The organism is Lysobacter sp. FW306-1B-D06B, from assembly GCF_038446665.1.
In the GTDB taxonomy this organism is placed as follows: Bacteria; Pseudomonadota; Gammaproteobacteria; order Xanthomonadales; family Xanthomonadaceae; genus Lysobacter_J.
The window spans coordinates 4,146,771-4,167,053 of the sequence record NZ_CP151802.1 but is presented as its reverse complement, the minus strand read 5'-3'; the positions used below and the strand labels follow the sequence as shown (position 1 = coordinate 4,167,053).

Sequence of the window (20,283 nt, the reverse complement as noted above, 5' to 3'; positions counted from 1 at the left end):
GGCATCGAGGCGATAGCCGCGCCGTAAGTCCACAGGGCTTTTTCCAGCACCGGGCTGGTTGCAATGCGTGTGGGTTTCGTCGAGGCTGCGATCCGGATGGGGCCGGATCATGAGACCGCCGCCCGGCGGTGACCGGCCAGGGGAAATCGCATGGAAGGACTGTTGGTCCTGTTGGTGCTCGCGGTGCTGGCGCTGCCGGTACTGGTGATCGTGGCGCTGGTGTCGCTGAGTGGACTGAAGGCGCGCGTCGCCGATCTCGAACACCAGCTTGATGCATTGCGTCGCACGAGCACTCCGCCTCGCGCTCCCGTCCACGCTCCTGCGCCCGACTCGCCGCCGCGCGTCGCCGAACCCGTGCGCGCCGCTGCGCCGCCACCGCCGCGACGCGAGGCGCCGCCCATCACGGCCGCGTCGGGGATGGAAACACCTGCGATACCGCAGGTCGAACGCCCGCGCATGCCTCCACGCCCCGCGGCCGCGCCAGCGCGCCCGGATCCCATCACGTTGGGCCTGCGTGCGGTGAAACGCTGGTTCATGACGGGCAATGTGCCCGTCAAGATCGGCATCCTCGTGCTCTTCGCCGGTGTCGCATCGCTGCTGAAGTACGCCAGCGACCAGGGCTGGATGCGCATGCCCATCGAGCTGCGCCTGGCCGGTATCGCGGCCGCCGCGCTCGCCGCGCTCGTGTTCGCATGGCGCAAGCGCGAACACAACCGCAGCTTCGCACTGAGCCTGCAGGGCGGCGCGATCGGCATCCTGCTGTTGACGGTGTTCGCGGCGTTCAAACTCTACGGTTTGCTCGACGTGGGGCCCGCGTTCGCGCTGAGCATGCTGCTGGTGGCCGGCGCCGGAGCGCTCGCCGTGTTGCAGGACGCCAAGGCGCTGGCCGTGTTCGCGCTGCTCGCGGGTTTCCTCGCGCCGATCTGGCTGTCGACGGGCAGCGGCAACCACGTCGCGCTGTTCTCGTACTACGCCGTGCTCAATCTCGCCATCGTCGGCGTCGCCTGGTGGAAATCGTGGCGCGTGCTCAACCTGCTTGGTTTCGTCTTCACTTTCGGCATCGGCGCGATGTGGGGCGTGTTCGACTACCGGCCTGAGAAATTCACGACCACCGAACCCTTCCTGCTGCTGTTCTTCGCGCTGTACCTGGCGATCCCGTTGCTGCACGCACGCCGGCAGCCGGAAAGCCGCCGCGGATTGGTCGAAGGTTGTCTCGTCTTCGGCATGCCGCTGGTGGCGTTCTCGATGCAGGCCGCGTTGTTGGCGGGCGACCGCCTGCCGCTCGCGTTCAACGCGCTGGGGCTGGCGGCGATCTACGCGCTGCTGGCGGCATGGCTGCGGCGGCGTGCGGGCTATGCCGCACTGGTGCCGATGTACGCGCTGCTGGCGGTCGGATTCGCGACGCTGGCGGTGCCACTGGCCTTGTCGGCGCGCGCGACGGCGTCCGTATTCGCGCTCGAAGGTGCCGCGCTGGTGTGGCTCGGCCTGCGCCAGCAGCGCCGCTTCCCGCAGGTCGGCGGTGCTGCGTTGCAGGTGCTGGCGGCGGTGGCGTTCACCCAGGGCGTGTCGCTGGATGTCACGGCCATCGCCAACCCTGCGTTCATGAGCGCGCTGCTCATCGCACTGGCGGGTTTCGCGAGCGCGTGGAGTTATCGCAGGCATTCGAGCGGCTCGCCGATGGCGCTCGCGTTCTACGCGTGGGGCCTGGCCTGGTGGATGGGCAATGCGGTGCACGAGGTTTCGCGTTTCGTGTTGCACGAACACCGCGTCGATGTCGTCTTCGTGGTGATCGCCGCCACCGGCTGGATTGCGGCGGAAGTGCAGCGTCGCCATGCCTGGGCGGCGCTCGCGTTGACGACGCTGGCTGCCATCGCCTGCGCGGTGCCCGTCGCGATCGAACAGACGAATGTCCACGGGCATCCGTTCGCAGGTTACGGCGCGGCCGCCTGGCTCATGTATGCGGTGCTCGGCGTGCGCAGTCTGGTCTGCCTGCGCCATAGCGAACACACGCTGGCCGCATGGGCGCAGTTCGTCTGGTGGCTGGTGTGGCCACTGTCGCTGTCGCTGTTGCTGGAGTGGGTGAGCGAGCGCTTCGGGCTTGCAGGCGGATGGCGTGCGCTGGGGTTGGCATTGCCGTGGTGCGTGCTTGCGGCGCTGAGCCTGTTCCGCTGGTCGTGGCTGTCGGTGCCGCTGGGAGAACGCTTCGACGCGTATCGCCAGGCGCTGCAATCCAGCTACTTCGCCGTGTTGGCCCTGGGCTGGGTGATCGCGCTGTTCATGGCCGACGGCGGTGCGCCGCTGCCGTGGATCCCGCTGCTCAATCCGCTCGAACTGGCGCAACTGGCGGTGCTCGTGCTGCTGGCGCGCTGGTTGTGGTCCGACGAGGCGCCGGATGCACTGCGCAGCCGGCGACCGCTGGGCCTGTCGTTGGCCGGCTTCCTGCTGATCACCCTGAGCGTGCTGCGCACCGTGCACCACTGGGGCGGTGTCGCATGGGACGGCCATCTGTTGTCGACCAGCCTCGCGCAGACCAGCCTGAGCGTGACGTGGAGCGTGCTCGGCGTGATCGGCTGGGTGCTCGGCTCGCGTCGCGGCCAGCGCGGGCTGTGGCTCGCGGGCGCGGTGCTGATGGGCGTGGTGCTGGCCAAGCTGCTGTTGGTGGATCGCAGCAATCTGGGCAACGTGCTGGGCATCGCATCGTTCATCGCATACGGCCTTTTGTGCACCGTGGTCGGCTACATCGCGCCGGTGCCCCCGAGGCATGACGACGACACCGCTTCCGCACAGGGCGAACCCGCATGAAGAAGGCACCTCGCATGAAGGCACTGCTTGCGCTCCTGCTGATGCCGTTGGCGGCGAACGCGGGTGCCCAGTACGCGCGGCAATGGCCGTTGCACCTGGATTCGCCGGATGCAGGCGCCTATCGCGTCGTGCTGGACGAATCGGTGTACCGGCAGTTGCAGTCGCCCATGCTTGCCGACCTTGATGTGCTCGATGCACAAGCCCGGGCCGTGCCCGCGGCGCTGCTCGATCCTTCGTCGCCGGAAACACCGCGTACACGCACCGTCGAGCTTCCCTGGTTCCCGCTGCCCGCGCAGCGTCGTGGCGCACCGGACATCGCCTCGATCAGCGAGATCGCCACCGATGGCAGCCTTCGCCGCGTCGAATGGCGAAGCGGCAACGGCGGCACCGTTGTCGGAAACGGCTTCGTGCTGGACGCCAGCCGCGTGGACGCGCCGATCCAGGCGCTGCGCATCCGCTGGACGGACACACAGACACTGTTCGATCTGTCCGTGCGCGTGGACGCATCGGACGATCTGCGTGAGTGGCGCACGGTCGCCGAGGACGCGCATCTGGTCGAGCTGGCCAACGCCGGACAACGCATCGTGCGCGATCGCATCGAAATCCAGCCGGTGAAAGCGCGCTATCTGCGCGTACTGCCAACCGACAGGGATGCTAAGGCGTTGCAGTTGAGCGGCATCACCGCCGAACTCCAGGCCGTGGCGCCGACGCCGCAATGGCAGTGGCGCGTACTCACCGGACAGCGCGTGGAGGACGCCGACAAGCGCGTGCACTACGAGTTCGCGCTCGACGGACGCTTCCCGGTGGCGCAGGCCGACCTATCGCTGCCCGGCAACAGCACCGGTGCCTGGCGCTTGCAGGCGCGCGACGACGCCACGGCACCGTGGCGCGATGTAGCGCAGCCGTGGACGGCGTTCCGCCTGGGATCGGATGCTTCGCCGCCGCAACCGCTGCACGCCGTGCATCGCGACCGTCTCTGGCGCCTGACGCCGATGAGTGGCGCGAGCCAGGGCGACGCGCCGCGGCTGCGACTGGGATATCGGCCCGAAGCGCTGGTCTTCGTCGCGCAGGGCACGGAACCCTTCGTTCTCGTCGCCGGCAGTGCACGCGCCGCGCGCGCCGATGCGCCGCTTGCCACCACCATCGAGGCCATGCGCGCGCAGCGCGGTGCGCAATGGCAGCCGGCCACGGCGACGCTGGGTGCATCGGCCGCACTCGCAGGTCCGTCCGCGCTCACGCCCGCGCCGGCCCCGCGCGATTGGAAAACGTGGCTGCTGTGGGCGCTGCTGGTGGCGGGCGCGCTGCTGGTCGCCGGCTTCGCGATCAGCCTGTTGCGCGAGAAACCCGCGGCCTGAGGTCGCGGGCGGGAGCGGTTACTTGATCCAGTAGCCGCTCAGTCGCCAGGTGCTGTCTTCGTCGTAGCGGAACGAGAACAGCTCTTCAGCGATCCGGTTGCCCGCGAAGTGCGTTTCGAAGCGTGCGCTCACGTACATGCCGCTTGGTACCGTCTTGTCGCCCTGCACCGCGTTGCGCGTCACCGCGATCCAGTGGCGCGAGGTCGGCGCACCGAGCGGCTTGCGCTGCGCGTTGACCTCGGCGACGAACTTGTCACGCGTGATCGCGCGCTGGCTGACCGGCGAAGAGCCGTCCCACACTTCGGCAATGCGCCCGCCGTCGATCAGTTGCGCCACCTCGGTCGCGGCCTGCACGACATTCGACGGGCCGATGTCGGTCGCCGGTGCGCGGGATGCGGCCGGCGCCGCGCGCTGCGGCGCCGGTTGCGATGCCACCGCGAATGCGATGCCCGCCAGCGCGGTGGCGAAGAGGGCTTGCTTGAGCGGATGCATGGCGGCTACTCCGGCGTGACGGGCGCGCGGAGTATCCACCGCCGGCCGTGAAGCCGGTCGTGACGCGGTCAGAACGCCGCGTCGAACGCCACTTCGCCTTCGACGCCGACCTGGTAGGCCGAGACGCGCCGCTCGAAGAAGTTGGTCACTTCCTGCACATCCTGCAGATCCATGAACGCGAACGGGTTGGTCGCGCCGAAATGCTTGGGCAGGCCCAGTTGCGCCAGGCGTTGGTCGGCGCAGTACTGCAGGTACTGGCGCATGTCCTTGGGCGAGAGCCCGGCGACGCCGCCGGAGAGCACGTCCTGTGCGAACTGCATCTCGCACTCCACGGCTTCTTCCAGCATCCGCACGACCTGCGCCTTCAGCTCGTCGTCGAACAGCTCCGGCTCCTCCGCGCGCGCGGTGTCGATCACTTCGAACGCGAACGCCATGTGGCAGCTCTCGTCGCGAAACACCCAGTTCGTGCCCGACGCGAGCCCATGCATCAGGCCGCGCGAACGCAGGTAATAGACGTAGGCGAAGGCCGCGAAGAAGAACAAGCCCTCGATGCAGCAGGCGAAGCAGATCAGGTTCAGCAGGAACTGGCGGCGCTGCGCGGTCGTCTCGATGCGCTGCAGGTCCTGGATCGAATCGATCCACTTGAAGCAGAACTCCGCCTTGGCGCGGATGGACGGAATGTTCTCCACCGCCGCGAACGCCTTCGCGCGCGCGACCGGATCGGGCAGATACGTGTCGAGCAGGGTGAGATAGAACTGCACGTGCAGCGCTTCCTCGTACAGCTGGCGCGAGAGGTACATGCGCGCTTCGGGCGCGTTGATGTGCTGGTAGAGGTTCAGCACCAGGTTGTTGGCGACGATCGAATCGCCGGTGGCGAAGAACGCGACCAGTCGCTCGATCAGGTGGCGCTCGGCGGGGCCGAGCTTGTGCTTGAGGTCGTTGACGTCCAGCGAGAAATCGACCTCCTCGACCGTCCACGTGTTGCGGATCGCGTCGCGGTACATCTCGTAGAACTGCGGGTAGCGCATCGGCCGCAGGGTGAGGTCGAAGCCCGGGTCGAGCAGGCGGTTGCGTTCGGTCATGGCGCTCTCGGCTTGAACCTTGTCCTCCAGCCGCGGGACGCCACGACCTCCATCAGGGGAGGGAGTGCAGGTCTTTGGCGCCGAGCGGCTGGAGGAACAAGTGAGGAAGAACTTAAGATTGTTCGAATCAGGTTTTGCGGCGGTTGTAAGGCGCCTGATTCGTAGGTTTCAGCGAAACCCCCAAGTCAGCTGCCTTCCCGCGAACGGAGTCTTCCGTTCGACCCAACTTCAGACCCATTACGCGCGTGGGGGTGTTTCCGCCTGCGAGACTCTTCAGTTCCGACTCTTGCTTCGGAGTCCAGGCCTTGCCGTGGTTTTCGGGCTTCTTTGCCATTTCACACTCCTGTTGCTGGGGGACGAATTATTGGCAGGCCTCACAGGCCTCGGGATTCTCGAGCGAACAGGCGACAGCCTCCGTCGGCGTATATGCCGGCGCAGGCGACTGCGCGGCCGCGCCGCTCACCGTCGCCTTGGCGATCTTGGTGGCTGGGCGCGAACGCAGGTAATACGTCGTCTTCAGGCCCTTCTTCCAGGCGTACATGTACATCGACGACAGCTGGCCGATGTTGGGGCTCTCGATGAAGAGGTTGAGCGACTGGCTCTGATCGATGAAGGCGCCGCGATCGGCGGCCATGTCGATCAGCGAACGCATCGGCAGCTCCCACGCGGTGCGGTACACCGCACGCAGCGATTCGGGGATCGCTTCGACGCCCTGGATCGAGCCTTCCGACATCTTGATGCGGTCGCGCAGTTCCGGCGTCCACAGGCCCAGCGTCTTGAGCTCATCGACGAGGTAACGGTTCACGACGAGGAAATCACCCGACAGCGTCTCGCGCTTGAACAGGTTGGACACCTGCGGCTCGATGCACTCGTAGCAGCCGGCGATCGACGCGATCGTTGCCGTCGGCGCGATGGCGACCAACAGCGAGTTGCGTAGGCCGTGCTCGGCGATGCGCGAACGCAGGCCGTCCCAGCGCTCCATGTCCTCCGGCTCCACGCCCCAGGCCTGGAACTGAAGTTCGCCCTGTGCCGCGCGCGTGTCGGCGAAGCTTGGGTGGCGTCCGCGTTCCATCGCCAGTTCGTTGGATGCACACAGCGCGTGGAAATAGATGTTCTCGGCGATCTTCCTCGACAGCGCACGCGCCGGTTCGGAGTCGAACGGCAGTCGCAGCTTGAAGAACACGTCCTGCAGACCCATCACGCCCAGGCCCACCGGGCGCCACTTCAGGTTCGCGCGGCGAGCGGTTTCGATCGGGTAGAAGTTGAGGTCGATGACGCGGTCGAGCTGACGCACCGCCAGTCGCACGGTCTCGGCGAGCTTGTCGAAATCGAAGCGGCCGGATTCGCCGTGAACCGGGCCTTCCTCGAAGAGTTCGACGTGGTGCGAGAGGTTGATCGAGCCCAGGTTGCACACCGCCGTCTCGTCCTGCGAGGTGACCTCCAGGATCTCCGTGCACAGGTTCGACAGGTGCACGACGTTGCCCTCGCGCAGTGTCTGGTTGCACGCGCGGTTGGACTTGTCCTTGAAGTTCATCCAGCCGTTGCCGGTCTGCGCGAGCGTGCGCATCATCCGCGCGTACAGGTCGCGCGCCTTCACCTTCTTCGTCGCCAGGCCCGCCGCTTCGGCGGCGTGGTAGGCGCGCTCGAATGCGTCGCCCCACAGGTCGGTCAACTGCGGCACCTTCGCCGGATCGAACAGCGACCACTCGCCGTCGCTCTCGACGCGGCGCATGAACTCGTCGGGAATCCAGTTCGACAGGTTGAGGTTGTGCGTGCGGCGCGTCTCGTCGCCGGTGTTGTCGCGCAGCTCAAGGAATTCCTCCACGTCCGCGTGCCACGGCTCCAGGTACACGCAGGCCGCGCCCTTGCGCTTGCCGCCCTGGTTCACCGCCGCGACGGACGCGTCCAGCGTCTTCAGCCACGGCACGATGCCGTTGCTCAGGCCGTTGGTGGAACGGATCAGCGAGCCGCGCGAACGGATGCGCGTGTACGACAGGCCGATGCCGCCGCTGAACTTGGAGAGCTTGGCCACGTCCATGTAGCGCTTGTAGATGCCTTCCAGCGAGTCGTCGGGCGAGTCCAGCAGGAAGCAGCTCGACAGCTGCTCATGCGTGGTGCCGGAGTTGAACAGCGTCGGCGAGGACGGGATGTAGTCCAGCTGCGCCATACGCCGATACAGCGACAGCGCCTCGCTCACGTCCTCGCTCAGCGCACAGGCGATGCGCAGGAAGAACTGCTGCGGCGTCTCGATCACCGTGCGCGCGGTCGGGTGGCGCAGCAGGTAGCGGTCGTACAGCGTGCGCAGGCCGAAGTAGTCGAAGCGCGCGTTGAGCGACTGGTCGATCGCGTCGTTGAGCTTGCGCGCGTTGGCCTGCACGAAGGTCAGCAGGCGGTCGTTGATCAGGCCCAGCTCGTGCCCGCGCTGCACCGATTGCGAGAACGCATGGATCTCCAGCCCGGCGACTTCCTTCTCGATCACGCCCGCGAGCAGGCGCGCGGCCAGGCGACCGTATTCGGGCTCTTCGGCGGTGAGCAGGGCGGCGGTGCGGATCGACAGTTCATCCAGCTCGCGCGTGCTGGCGCCGTCGTACAGGCCGGAGATGGTGCGCGTGGCCACGCGCATCGGATCGACGGAGAACAGCCCTTCGCCGTTGCGCGTCACCGCGCGCACGATCTTGTTGAGATCGACCGGCTCTCGGCGGCCGCTCCGCTTGGTCACCGTCATGGTGAGGTTGGCCGCGGGCGGGGTCAGGGCGAAGCCGGCGGGCGCGTGGTCGGCGGGCGCGCGCTGCGGTGCGGCGTCGGTCGGCGAGGCGACGGCGGGCGCTTGCGTGGTGATGGTCATGGCGACTCCAGTGCGTGGGCGCACGTCTGGCCGTCCTTTCCCTCGAAGGACGACGCGGGCGCGGGAGCCTGGATGATGTGGACGGGGTGTCGCGCAGCCCGAGACGGCGGGCGCGATGGCGGCAGAACGCCGTCATCGATGCGACACCGACCGTCTTCCCTCCGAAGACTCCCTGGCCGGCACCGCGCGGTGTGCAACGCGCGGTTGTCGGCAGGTCTTCGGACTCGGGACGCGAGGCGGTATCGCCTCTTCCTACGGAGCCTCTTCCCGGGCGTTCGCCCAGTGGCATGGCTCGTTCGTTTCCCTTACCGCTGCGGGGCAGTGCCGGCCTTGGACGTTCGTCCGCACCGGGCTTCCCTTTTAAGCCGACCGCGAGGTCGGCACCGACGGGCCACAACATAGTGGGGGTTCGGTGATACGTCAACGCTAAATGTTGTGGATAACCGTGGAACATGCGGGCGCGCCGATTTGCCGCGGCGCGTCCACGCGGGGGACAATGCCGCCCCACGCGCGGCGCACCGACGTGCGCCCGTGCGATCGACCACCCTCCCATTTCCCCTCGACGAGAGGGCCCAAAGGCGACCGCCCATGTCCATCCTCCGCATGTCCGACCTCGACCTCCAAGGCAAGCGCGTGCTGATCCGCGAGGATCTCAACGTGCCCATCGACGACGGCCGCATCACGTCCGAACAGCGCATCACCGCCGCGCTGCCGACGATGAAGCTGGCGCTTTCGATGGGCGCCGCGGTGATGGTCACCTCGCACCTGGGCCGCCCGAAGGAGGGCACGTGGACGCAGGAGGACTCGCTGGCGCCGGTGGCGAAGCGGCTTTCGGAGCTGCTCGGCATCGACGTGCCGCTGGTGAAGGACTGGGTCGACGGCGTCGAGGTGAAGCCGGGCCAGCTCGTGCTGCTGGAGAACTGCCGCATGAACGTCGGCGAGGGCAAGGACGACGAAGCGCTGTCGAAGAAGTACGCCGCGCTGTGCGACGTGTACGTCATGGACGCCTTCGGCACCGCGCACCGCGCGCAGGCTTCCACGCACGGCGCCATCAAGTTCGCGAAAGTGGCTGCGGGCGGCCCGCTGCTGATGGCCGAACTCGACGCCCTCGCCAAGGCGCTGGACAACCCGGCGCGTCCGCTGCTGGCCATCGTTGCCGGCTCGAAGGTCTCCACCAAGCTGGAGCTGTTGTCGTCGCTGGTGTCCAAGGTCGATCAGCTGATCGTCGGTGGCGGCATCGCCAACACCTTCATCGCCGCGATGGGTCACAGCGTCGGCAAATCGCTGGTCGAGATGGATCTCATCGATACCGCGAAGAAGATCATGGCCGACGCCAAGGCGCGTGGCGCCGACATTCCCGTGCCCACCGACGTCGTCGTCGCGCCGGCCTTCGCCGCCGATGCGCCGGCCACGGTCAAGGCCGTCGACGCCGTGGGCGCGGACGACATGATCCTCGACATCGGCCCGCAGACCGCCGCGCGTTACGCCGAGCTCATCAAGGCCGCCGGCACGGTCGTGTGGAACGGCCCGGTCGGCGTGTTCGAGTTCGACGCCTTCGGCAAGGGCACGGAAACGCTGGCGCGCGCGATCGCGTCGTCGAAGGCGTTCTCCATCGCCGGCGGCGGCGACACGCTCGCGGCCGTGGACAAGTACGGCATCGAGAACGACGTGTCGTACATCTCCACCGGTGGCGGCGCGTTCCTGGAGTTCCTGGAAGGCAAGGAACTGCCGGCGGTGACGGCGTTGAAGGCGCGCGCGGCGTAACGCCGGAGGCTTGTTCCCTGCACCGTTCGCCCTGAGCGTAGGCGCGCAGCGCCGAAGTCGAAGGGCGAGCGGCCGGGAGCGTCCGACCCGTCCATCCTTCGACTCCGCTTCGCTACGCTCAGGACGAACGGTGTGCCGTGCAGGGGCGAGCGAAATCTGGCGGTACCACACGGCCTGTAAGGACTGAATACGCATGGCAACGCTCTTCTTCGACATGGACGGCACGCTGATCGACTCCGCGATCGGCATCACCCGCTGCGTCGAGCACGCGCTGGTCGCGATGGACCTGCCGGTGCCGCCGCACGAGGAGCTGCGGCGCTGGATCGGCCCCGCGTTGCGCACCAGCTTCGGTCCGTTGTTGAACGACGAGGCGAAGGTCGAGCAAGCCGTGCTGCATTACCGCGACCGCTTCGAAACCCACGGCTGGGCCGAGCACGAGGTCTACGCCGGCATCGGCGAAACCATCGAATCGCTGCACGGCGCCGGCTACACGCTGGCCGTGGTCACCGCCAAGAACGAGCCGCACGCACGCAAGATCGTCGACCACCTGCCGTTCGGGCATCGCTTCGTCGACGTGATCGGCGCCACGCTGGACGGAAGCATCAGCCACAAGGACCAGCTCATCGCCGAGGCCCTGCGCCGCTTCGATCTGCCCGCCGGCGAGTGCTGGATGATCGGCGACCGCCGCATGGACATCGAAGGCGCGCGCCACCACGGCATGCGCAACATCGGCGTGCTATGGGGCTTCGGTGGCGAGACTGAACTGCGCGAGGCCGGTGCGCTTCACCTGGCGTCCACGCCGCACGACCTGCCCGGACTGCTGGCCGCCTGAGCCGGCGGCGGTCTCTCGAGGTTTCGCGCAGCGACACGGTGCGGGACCGCCCCGAGGCGGCCTCGCGGCGCGCGGTGGTCTGCTTTCGGGTGGGGGATATCAGACCACTTTCGCGGATGCGCCGCGGTATGGCGGGCCTGCGGATGGAGTCAAACCGAAAGTACGAAGAGCTGTGTTAGCGTCCAAGGGTTCTCTGGACCTGCATTCGATGACGACCACAAGACGCCGCACCAAGATCCTCGCCACCCTCGGCCCGGCCACTGATCCGCCGGGCGTCCTCGACGCACTGCTCACCGCCGGCGTCGACGTTGTCCGCCTCAATTTCTCCCACGGCGATCCGTCTTCGCAGATCGCCCGCGCCAACGCCGTGCGCGAAGCCGCGCAACGCGTCGGCGTGGAAGTCGGCATCCTCGCCGACCTTCCCGGCCCGAAGATCCGCATCGAGCGCTTCGCCGAAGGCCGCGTGCTGCTCAAGACCGGCGACCGCTTCGACCTGGTCGCCAGCAACGACGCGCCGCTGGGCAACCTGCGCGAGGTCGGCGTGAGCTACCTCGGCCTGCCCAACGACGTTCGCCCCGGCGACGTGCTCCTGCTCGACGACGGCCTGTTGCAACTGCGCGTGGGCGCGGTGGAAGGTGAGCGCATCGTCACCACCGTCCTCAACGACGGCGCGCTGTCGGACCGCAAGGGACTGAACAAGCTCGGCGGCGGTCTGTCGCTGGGCGCGCTGACCGAACGCGACAAGGAACTCATCAAGGTCGCCGCCGAACTGGGCGCGGACTTCATCGCCGTGTCGTTCTGCCGCAATGCCGCCGACATGAACGAAGCGCGCCGCATCGCGCGCGAGAACGGCAGCGATGCCGCGCTCGTCGCCAAGGTCGAACGCGCCGAGGCGATCGAGAACCTGACCGAGATCGTCGATGCCTCCGACGTAGTGATGGTCGCGCGCGGCGACCTGGGCGTGGAGATCGGCGACGCCGAGCTTCCGGGCCTGCAGAAGAAGATCATCCGCGAGGCGCTGGAGCGCAACAAGGTTGTCATCACCGCCACGCAGATGTTGCAGTCGATGGTGGACAGCCCGATCCCGACGCGTGCGGAAGTGCTCGACGTCGCCAACGCCGTCATCGACGGCACCGATGCGGTGATGCTGTCGCAGGAATCCGCCGCCGGTCGCTATCCGGTCAAGGCGGTGGAGGCGATGGCGCGCATCTGCCTGGGCGCCGAACGCCAGTTCAACCACGACACCGATTTCGAAGCCGCACCGCGCAACCTCGAACGCGCCGACCAGGCCATCGCCATGGCGGCGATGTTCCTGTCCGAGCACATCGGCGTGCGCGCGATCATCGCCATGACCGAATCCGGCGGCACGGCGCGCTTCCTGTCGCGCTTCCGTTCGCAGGTGCCGATCTACGCGCTCTCGCGCCACGACGGCGCGCGCCGGCGCATGGGCCTGATGCGCGACGTGGTGGCGCACGACTTCGACAGCCGCGGCCTGAGCTCGCGCGATGCCGCGCGCAAGGCGGTCAAGGAACTGTTCGACCTGAACCTGCTCAGCGTGGGCGAACGCGTGATGTTCACCAGCGGCGACCACATGGAGCAGCTCGGCGCGACCAACACCCTGCGCCTGCTGCAGGTGGGCGAGGGCGGCACGGCCGAGGGGCTGGGCGAGCTCTGACCTGCGCGCCGGGCCCAGGCTCGGCGCTATCTTTTCCTTCGCCTAATTTCCATGAGAATCTTTCGCGCAACGGTTCACGCCGTGAACCAGTTGCGGGGGGGGGCTGTCATGGCAAGCGAGGGGCGGTCGGCGGTTGCACGCTTCAGGATCGTAGTGGTGGTCATGCTGGCGCTGTGGATGGCCGGCTGTACCAGCGTCGGCATGCACACGCGCGAACGCTTTGCCCACGATTACGGACCGCCGATGCAGCTGCGCGTCTGCGTGCTGCATACCGACGACGTGACGCCGCAGCGCATCGACACGCTCATCGCGGCGGTCAACAAGGAGTTCAGGTCCTACGGCATCGATGTCGTCGTCCCGTGGGCGCGCCCGTGGCAACGCGCCGGCTTCACCCATGAGCGTCTGTTCGACGACATCGTGCGCCGCGAAGTGGAAGCGCCCTGCGACCGCCTGGTGGCCTTCGTCGACCGCAATGCCGGCGACGCACTGTGGGGCCTGGTTATGCCGGAGGTGCTCGGCATGGTTGACGACCCGACGCACACGCGCGGCTACGTGGTGGCGACGCGAGTGTCGTTGAACCAGGTCTTCACTTCGCCCGCGAAGGCGACCGTGCACGAGTTCTACCACCTCCTCGGCTGCCCGCACGCGGAGTCGATGGACGCCTGTTACACCCGGATCGTGGCGCTCAAGAACGCGCGGTTGGCCGATGCTGACTTCGTCCCTGGCATCGACGAGGACGGCGCTTTCCTGCGCACGCGCGAGTCGGCCAACCGAGTCATGCGCGAGGTGCTCGCCGGGCCCTGACGGGACGGCATACCGTTCGGCGGCCATGTAACCGCATACACCCCAAGTGGTATTGGATTCGGGGGTGTCTGGTCTGCAAGTGGTTGATTTCTGGTCCTGCGGCCCGTCCAGGAACGGAACGCTGCGGCTATAATGTCGGGCTTCCCACCGCTCCCGCAGGACGACCCATGAGCATCGAACAGCTTGCCGAAACCGCCCAGGCAATGATGGCCCCGGGCAAGGGCATCATCGCCATCGACGAGTCGGGCGCGACCTGCGCCAAGCGTTTCGCCGGCGTCGGCATCGAGAACACCGAAGAGAACCGCCGCCGCTACCGCGAGCTGCTGCTGACCACGCCGAAGCTCAACGAGTACATCTCCGGCGCGATCCTGTTCGACGAGACCATCCGCCAGTCCACCAGCGACGGCGTGCCGTTCGCCAAGTACATGGCCGACAACGGCATGATCCCGGGCATCAAGGTCGACAAGGGCACGCACAACCTCGCCGGTTTCCCGGGCGAAGTGGTGACCGAGGGCCTGGACGGCCTGCGCGCCCGCCTGGAGGAGTACTACAAGCTCGGCGCCCGCTTCGCCAAGTGGCGCGCGGTGATCAACATCGGCGACGACATTCCGTCGGGCACCTGCATCGACGCCAACGCCCACGCGCTGGCCCGCTACGCCGCGCTTTGCCAGGAGCAGGGCCTGGTGCCGATGGTCGAGCCGGAAGTGATCATGGACGGCAGCCACGACCTGGAAACCTGCTTCGAGGTCACCGAAGTCTCGCTGCGTTCGCTGTTCGCTTCGCTGTACGAGCACAACGTGCTGCTGGAAGGCACCATCCTGAAGGCCTCGATGGTCGTGCCGGGCACCACCAGCGGCGAAGACGTGGGCTACGACGAAGTGGCCGCCGCGACGCTGCAGTGCCTGAAGTCGACCGTGCCGGCCACGCTGCCGGGCATCGTGTTCCTCTCGGGCGGCCAGTCGGACGAGGCCGCCACCGCGCACCTCAACGCGATGAACCAGATGGGCCCGAACCCGTGGCCGCTGTCGTTCTCCTACGGCCGCGCCATGCAGGCCGCCGCGCTGAAGCTGTGGTCGCAGGACCTGGTGAACAACTTCGCCCGCGCGCAGCAGACCGTGTACGAGCGCGCCCGCGACAACGGCCTGGCCGCGCTGGGCCAGTGGAAGCAGGCCGCGTAAGCGCAGGCGTCCATTGCTGGTACGAAGAAAGCCGGCCTCGCGCCGGCTTTCTTTTTCAGGGCACGACGGTGAAGTACGCCGCGTTTGGCGTCCCCACCGCACCGGAGGCATCGCCGCCGCGCACGAACACCGCATGGCGGCCGGGCGCCAGGCCGTTCGTGGCGAGCGTGGCGCGCACGGTTTCACGGCTCGCGTCGAAGGCGCCGTCGCCGGCCTGCATTGCGATGCGCACCGCGCCGGCGCTCCACGGTCGCTGGTTCAGATAGGCCGAGGCGGCGGTGACGGTGTGCACCGCTTCCGTGCCGTTGCTCTGCTTGTAGCGGCTGTCGTCGAGAACCGCGGTGACGATGACCGGCTGCCCCGCGCGCACGCTCGCGGGCGACACGCTCACCGAAACCGCATCGGGTCCGCCCGGATACAGGTAGGGCGCGGTGAGGTTGCGTGCGGCATAGCGCAACGCGGCGAGGTTGCGCGGCAGCGTGGTGTTCTGGAAAGTCGTGCAGCTTTCGAAGAAGGCCACGCCCATTTCGATCGTGTAGCTCGGCACGCCGAGCAGGCCGTACATCGTGTCGGTGGTGGTGCCGTCGGCGATGTACAGGCCGACCCACTGCCGTGGCGCGTAGTCGTTGAACCACGCCAGGCGCCGGCCGAGCGTGCGCAGTTCCCGGTAGTTGGCACTGGCCGAGGCCGTGTGCGACCACGGCCACAGCACGAGCTTGGAGTAGCTGTGCAGGTCGATGAAGAGGCCGCGATAGTCGGCCGGCGCGGGCGATGAGGCGGCATCGCCGCGACGATCGGGAAACAGCCCGCCGCGATAGACGCCGCCGGCATCGGGCACGCCCGCGGCGTAGCGCAGCAGGTTCAGCGTTTCCGGCTCGGATGCGCCTTGCGGGCCACGGTAGGTGCCCGCGCAGGGATTGCCACTGGACCCGTCGACCGCACCGTTCCAGCGGAACGGGAAATTGCGGTTGAGGTCGACACCGTAATCGTCCGGCGAGCACGAACCGTTGCGGTCGTTGACGTTCTTGCGCCACGAGGCTCCGGACTGCGCGCGTTCGCGTCCATCCGGATTGGCCTGCAGCACCAGGTGGAAGCGGTAGGTGTCCATCAGCCACGTCGCTTCGGGATCGCGACCGTACTCGTCCACCAGCCATTCGCCGAACCGCGTGAGCAGCTCGGCCGGCGTGTACTCGCGCGCGTGGATCGCGCCGTACACGAGCATGCTGGGCTTGTTGGCGATCTGCGCGTCGGTCGCCGCGTTGCCGAGCACCAGCGCCCGCATGCGATAGCCCGTGTTCGCATCGCGCGCGCGCAGCCAGCTCGGTCCGATGTCGACCACTCGGGCCAGATCGGGCCGCTGCGTGGCCAGGCGGTCCATCGTGGCGTAGGTTTCCTCCACCGTGCGATAGCAGGCGAAACCGGTGATCGCGTCGGCCCCTACGTGCAGGGCAGGCTCCGAAGCGCGCAGCCGCGCGGTGCCGGCCTCGTCGATGCGCACGTCCAGGCCCTCGCGGCGCAAGGCCAGAATCTCTTCGCGGGTCGCTTCCCAGCGTGCGGTGCGGGTGGTTTCGTCCACCAGCACATGCTGGAACCGCCCGGCGATGCGCTGCAGCGCGGCGCGGTCGGCGTAGTGCGCCGAGACGAACAGCGGCGCGTCATCCGGATCGGCCGCGCGCACGTCGGCGCACAGGGCGAGCATCAGGGCGAGGGCGGCGGTACGCATGGATTCCTCCCTGCCGCACTATCGGCCATCGGTGCCCGGCCGCGATGAACACGCCTTCGGCCATGCCGCGTCTGCACATCTTCTATACGCGGCTTGCACGTCCCGTAGATCACGATGCGGCGCGGGGAGTGCAGGGCCGCGTTTGGCCCTTGACCTAGGTCAAGGCGCGTGGCGCGCAGGCCCCGGCAGACTGAGTGTCATGGACGGCGCACGAAGCGGCGTCCATGCACCGGCGATACTCAGGAGCGCGCCATGGACCAGCCAGATGACGCCGTCATCAAGCGACGTGAGCGAACGGCCTTCCTCCTCCTCACGGCGGTGGTGTTCCCGCTGGTGACGATCATCATCGTGGCGGCCTACGGCTTCATCGTGTGGTTCTGGCAGATGTTCGTCTCCGGCCCGCCGACGGGGCACTGACATGGCGGCCCAGCCGAACTCCGCGCGTCGTGCCCTGCTGTTCGGCCGTCGTGCTGCCACGCCACCGTTGCGACCGCCCTGGGCGTTGGACGAAGCGGCCTTCCTCGATGCCTGCACCGCCTGCGGCGCATGCGTGGAACGCTGCCCCGAGCGCGTTCTCGTGCGCGGTGCCGCGGGCTACGCGGTGTTCGATCCGCGCCTGGGCGAGTGCACGTTCTGCGGCGAATGCGAGCGCGCCTGCAAGCCGCGCGCGTTGGCGCGCGACGTTTCGGCCGAACCCTGGCAGCTGCGCGCGCTGGCTGGCGAGGCCTGCCTGCCGCGCCACGGCGTCGTGTGCTCCAGCTGCCGCGATGCCTGCCCGGCGCGCGCGATCGCATTTCCTTTGACCGCACGCGTCCCGCTGCCCACGGTGGACGTCGATCGCTGCAACGGCTGCGGTGCCTGCGTCGGCGTTTGCCCGGTGGGCGCGATGGCGCTTTCCAGGCACGCCACGGAGGCGGCATGAAGCCCGACGAAAACGCAGACGTCCACATCGCCAGCTTCGTCGTCCAGCACCGGGCCGAGGCGATCGACGCGATGGTGGCGCACATCGACGCCACGGCCGATCTCGAACTCGCCCTGCGCGGCGACATCCGCAGCGTCGTGCTGTGCGAGTGCGCCAACCAGTACGCGGTGCTCGATCGCATGGACGCACTGCGCGCGCTGCCCGGCGTGCTCAACGTCGCGCTCGTCTACCACCACGCCGAACCGCGCGAGGCGCTCGACGCGCCCGTGCAGACCGCCCCAGACATCGCCGCACCCGGAGTCGCGCCATGACCACCCGTCGCGAGTTCATCCGCAACACCGCCGTCGCCACTGCCGCCGCCGCTGCCGGCATGCCGCTGCCCGGCGGGACCGCAAACATCGTTACCGAAGGCGACCTCACCACGTTGAAATGGAGCAAGGCGCCGTGCCGTTTCTGCGGCACCGGTTGCGGCGTCAACGTCGCGGTGAAGGAAGGCCGCGTCGTCGCCACGCACGGTGATGTTCACGCCGAGGTGAACCGCGGAATCAACTGCGTCAAGGGCTACTTCCTGTCGAAGATCATGTACGGCAGCGACCGCTTGACCATGCCGCTGCTGCGCAAGAAGAACGGCGTGTACGCCAAGGACGGGGAGTTCACGCAGGTGAGCTGGGACGAGGCCTTCGACGTGATGGCCGCGCAGTTCAAGAAGGTGCTGAAGGAGAAAGGCGCCGACTACATCGGCATGTTCGGTTCGGGCCAGTGGACGATCTTCGAAGGCTACGCGGCCAACAAGCTGATGAAGGCCGGCTTCCGCAGCAACCACATCGATCCCAACGCGCGCCATTGCATGGCCTCGGCGGTGATGGGCTTCATGCGCACCTTCGGCATGGACGAACCGATGGGCTGCTACGACGACATCGAGGCCGCCGACGCGTTCGTGCTGTGGGGCTCGAACATGGCCGAGATGCATCCGATCCTGTGGACGCGCGTCACCGACCGCCGTCTGTCGCATCCGCATGTGAAGGTGGCGGTCCTGTCGACCTTCGAGCACCGCAGCTTCGAACTGGCCGACATCCCGATCGTCTTCAAGCCGCAGACCGACCTGGTCATGCTCAACTACATCGCCAACCACATCATCACCAGCGGCAACGTCAACAAGGATTTCGTCAGCAAGCACACCTCCTTCAAGCGCGGCAACGACGACATCGGTTACGGCCTGCGCCCGGACAATCCACTGGAACTGAAGGCCAAGAACGCCAAGGACGCCAACGGCGGTCAGCCGATCACGTTCGAGGAGTTCGCCGCGTTCGTGCGTCCCTACACGCTGGACAAGGCGGTGGAGATGACCGGCGTGGAGCGCGGCTGGCTGGAGAAGCTGGCGCAGCTGTATGCCGATCCGAAGACGAAGGTGATGTCGTTCTGGACCATGGGCTTCAACCAGCACACGCGCGGTGTGTGGTGCAACAACATGGTCTACAACATCCACCTGTTGACGGGGAAGATCTCCACGCCCGGAAACAGCCCGTTCTCGCTCACCGGACAGCCGTCCGCGTGCGGGACCGCGCGCGAGGTCGGAACCTTCAGCCATCGCCTGCCGGCCGACATGCTCGTGGCCAATCCCGAGCACCGCAAGCACGCCGAGGAAATCTGGAAGATTCCGCACGGCATCATCAATCCCAAGCCGGGTTACCACGCGGTTGAGCAGAACCGCATGCTGCGCGACGGCAAGCTCAACGCCTACTGGGTGCAGGTCAACAACAACATGCAGGCGGCGGCCAACCTCTACGAGGAGACCTGGCCGGGCTATCGCAATCCGGAAAACTTCATCGTCGTGTCCGATGCGTATCCCACGGTCACCGCGCAGGCGGCCGATCTGATCCTGCCGGCGGCAATGTGGGTGGAGAAGGAAGGCGCCTACGGCAACGCCGAACGCCGCACGCAGTTCTGGCACCAGTTGGTGAACGCGCCCGCGCAGGCGCGCTCGGATCTGTGGCAGCTGATGGAATTCTCCAAGCGCTTCACCACCGATGAGTGCTGGCCGGCGGAGATCCTCGCCGCGAATCCGCAGTTCAAGGGCAAGACGCTGTTCGACGTGCTGTTCAAGAACGGCAATGTCGACCGCTTCCCCGTCTCCGACATCGAGCCGGGCTACGCCAACGACGAGTCGCACCACTTCGGCTTCTACGTGCAGAAAGGCCTGTTCGAAGAGTACGCCGTGTTCGGCCGCGGCCACGGCCACGACCTGGCACCGTTCGACGATTACCACCGCGCACACGGACTGCGCTGGCCTGTCGTCAACGGGCGCGAGACGCGCTGGCGCTATCGCGAAGGTGCCGACCCGTACGTGAAGGCCGGCACGGGGTTCCAGTTCTACGGAAACAAGGACGGACGCGCGGTGATCTGGGCGCTGCCGTACGAGCCGGCGGCGGAATCGCCGGACGAAGAGTTCGACCTGTGGCTCGTCACCGGCCGCGTGCTGGAGCATTGGCATTCGGGTTCGATGACCATGCGCGTGCCGGAGCTGTTCCGCAGCTTTCCTACGGCGATGATCTTCATGAACCCCGATGATGCACGCAAGCGTGGTTTCAAGCGCGGCGACGACGTGCGCGTCGTGTCGCGTCGCGGCGAGATGCGCACGCGCGTGGAGACGCGCGGTCGCAACCGCATGCCGCCGGGCGTGGTGTTCGTGCCGTGGTTCGACGCGGGCCAGCTGATCAACAAGGTGACGCTGGACGCGACCGACCCGATCTCCAAGCAGACCGACTACAAGAAGTGCGCGGTCAAGGTGCTGGGCGCATAGGAGCGATGC

The 20,283-nt window shown here is 67.5% G+C and carries 15 protein-coding genes and 1 riboswitch; of the genes, 11 read left to right on the top strand and 4 right to left on the bottom strand.

Going from position 1 to position 20,283, the window contains the following annotated elements; translation table 11 throughout:
• Positions 1-150 precede the first annotated feature (150 nt).
• Both AAFF32_RS19260 and AAFF32_RS19255 read left to right on the top strand, forming a co-directional pair.
• On the top strand, positions 151-2,802 hold the full coding sequence (locus AAFF32_RS19260; protein ID WP_342316047.1) for a DUF2339 domain-containing protein: 2,652 nt from the start codon (positions 151-153) through the stop codon (positions 2,800-2,802).
• Complete coding sequence (locus AAFF32_RS19255; protein WP_342316046.1) at positions 2,799-4,157, top strand: DUF3999 domain-containing protein; 1,359 nt, start codon at positions 2,799-2,801, stop codon at positions 4,155-4,157. Before AAFF32_RS19260 ends, AAFF32_RS19255 begins: the two co-directional genes overlap by 4 nt.
• A gap of 18 nt (positions 4,158-4,175) precedes the next feature.
• On the opposite strand, the gene AAFF32_RS19250 is transcribed toward AAFF32_RS19255, so the two are convergent.
• The 3 genes from AAFF32_RS19250 to AAFF32_RS19240 all read right to left on the bottom strand — a co-directional run bounded on the left by AAFF32_RS19250 (position 4,176) and on the right by AAFF32_RS19240 (position 8,456).
• Complete coding sequence (locus tag AAFF32_RS19250; RefSeq protein ID WP_216964031.1) at positions 4,176-4,649, bottom strand: DUF4019 domain-containing protein; 474 nt, start codon at positions 4,647-4,649, stop codon at positions 4,176-4,178.
• A 68-nt stretch (positions 4,650-4,717) separates the two neighbouring features.
• The gene (locus AAFF32_RS19245; RefSeq protein ID WP_216964030.1) at positions 4,718-5,731 is read right to left on the bottom strand and encodes a ribonucleotide-diphosphate reductase subunit beta; all 1,014 of its coding nucleotides are present in this window, start codon (positions 5,729-5,731) and stop codon (positions 4,718-4,720) included.
• A gap of 361 nt (positions 5,732-6,092) precedes the next feature.
• Complete coding sequence (locus AAFF32_RS19240; RefSeq protein WP_342317315.1) at positions 6,093-8,456, bottom strand: ribonucleoside-diphosphate reductase subunit alpha; 2,364 nt, start codon at positions 8,454-8,456, stop codon at positions 6,093-6,095.
• Between the two features lie 311 nt (positions 8,457-8,767).
• Positions 8,768-8,979: riboswitch (cobalamin riboswitch) on the bottom strand.
• A 185-nt stretch (positions 8,980-9,164) separates the two neighbouring features.
• Here AAFF32_RS19240 and AAFF32_RS19235 point away from each other — a divergent pair.
• The 5 genes from AAFF32_RS19235 (at position 9,165) to AAFF32_RS19215 (ending at position 14,829) form a co-directional block, all read left to right on the top strand.
• Entirely contained in the window at positions 9,165-10,340 is a 1,176-nt protein-coding gene (locus tag AAFF32_RS19235) for a phosphoglycerate kinase (RefSeq protein WP_216964026.1), read from the top strand.
• 193 nt (positions 10,341-10,533) lie between these two features.
• Complete coding sequence (locus AAFF32_RS19230) at positions 10,534-11,172, top strand: HAD hydrolase-like protein (protein WP_342316045.1); 639 nt, start codon at positions 10,534-10,536, stop codon at positions 11,170-11,172.
• A gap of 208 nt (positions 11,173-11,380) precedes the next feature.
• On the top strand, positions 11,381-12,847 hold the full coding sequence (gene pyk / locus AAFF32_RS19225) for a pyruvate kinase (protein WP_216964022.1): 1,467 nt from the start codon (positions 11,381-11,383) through the stop codon (positions 12,845-12,847).
• A gap of 162 nt (positions 12,848-13,009) precedes the next feature.
• Positions 13,010-13,651, top strand: a complete 642-nt coding sequence (locus tag AAFF32_RS19220; protein ID WP_342316044.1) for a hypothetical protein — start codon at positions 13,010-13,012, stop codon at positions 13,649-13,651.
• A 167-nt stretch (positions 13,652-13,818) separates the two neighbouring features.
• Entirely contained in the window at positions 13,819-14,829 is a 1,011-nt protein-coding gene (locus AAFF32_RS19215) for a class I fructose-bisphosphate aldolase (protein WP_216964019.1), read from the top strand.
• A 55-nt stretch (positions 14,830-14,884) separates the two neighbouring features.
• Here AAFF32_RS19215 and AAFF32_RS19210 read toward each other — a convergent pair whose 3' ends face one another.
• Positions 14,885-16,552, bottom strand: a complete 1,668-nt coding sequence (locus AAFF32_RS19210; RefSeq protein WP_342316043.1) for a M14 family zinc carboxypeptidase — start codon at positions 16,550-16,552, stop codon at positions 14,885-14,887.
• A 252-nt stretch (positions 16,553-16,804) separates the two neighbouring features.
• Between AAFF32_RS19210 and AAFF32_RS19205 the strand changes: the two genes are divergently transcribed.
• The 4 genes from AAFF32_RS19205 to napA are packed head-to-tail and all read left to right on the top strand — an operon-like array spanning position 16,805 to position 20,274.
• Entirely contained in the window at positions 16,805-16,969 is a 165-nt protein-coding gene (locus AAFF32_RS19205) for a periplasmic nitrate reductase, NapE protein (protein ID WP_216964017.1), read from the top strand.
• Position 16,970: 1 nt separating this feature from the next.
• A complete protein-coding gene (napF, locus tag AAFF32_RS19200; RefSeq protein ID WP_342316042.1) occupies positions 16,971-17,474 on the top strand; it encodes a ferredoxin-type protein NapF in 504 nt (167 codons plus the stop codon).
• Positions 17,471-17,785, top strand: a complete 315-nt coding sequence (locus AAFF32_RS19195) for a chaperone NapD (RefSeq protein ID WP_342316041.1) — start codon at positions 17,471-17,473, stop codon at positions 17,783-17,785. The genes napF and AAFF32_RS19195 overlap by 4 nt, the downstream gene beginning before the upstream one ends.
• The gene (napA, locus tag AAFF32_RS19190) at positions 17,782-20,274 is read left to right on the top strand and encodes a periplasmic nitrate reductase subunit alpha (RefSeq protein ID WP_216964011.1); all 2,493 of its coding nucleotides are present in this window, start codon (positions 17,782-17,784) and stop codon (positions 20,272-20,274) included. Before AAFF32_RS19195 ends, napA begins: the two co-directional genes overlap by 4 nt.
• The last annotated feature ends 9 nt before the right edge of the window (positions 20,275-20,283 follow it).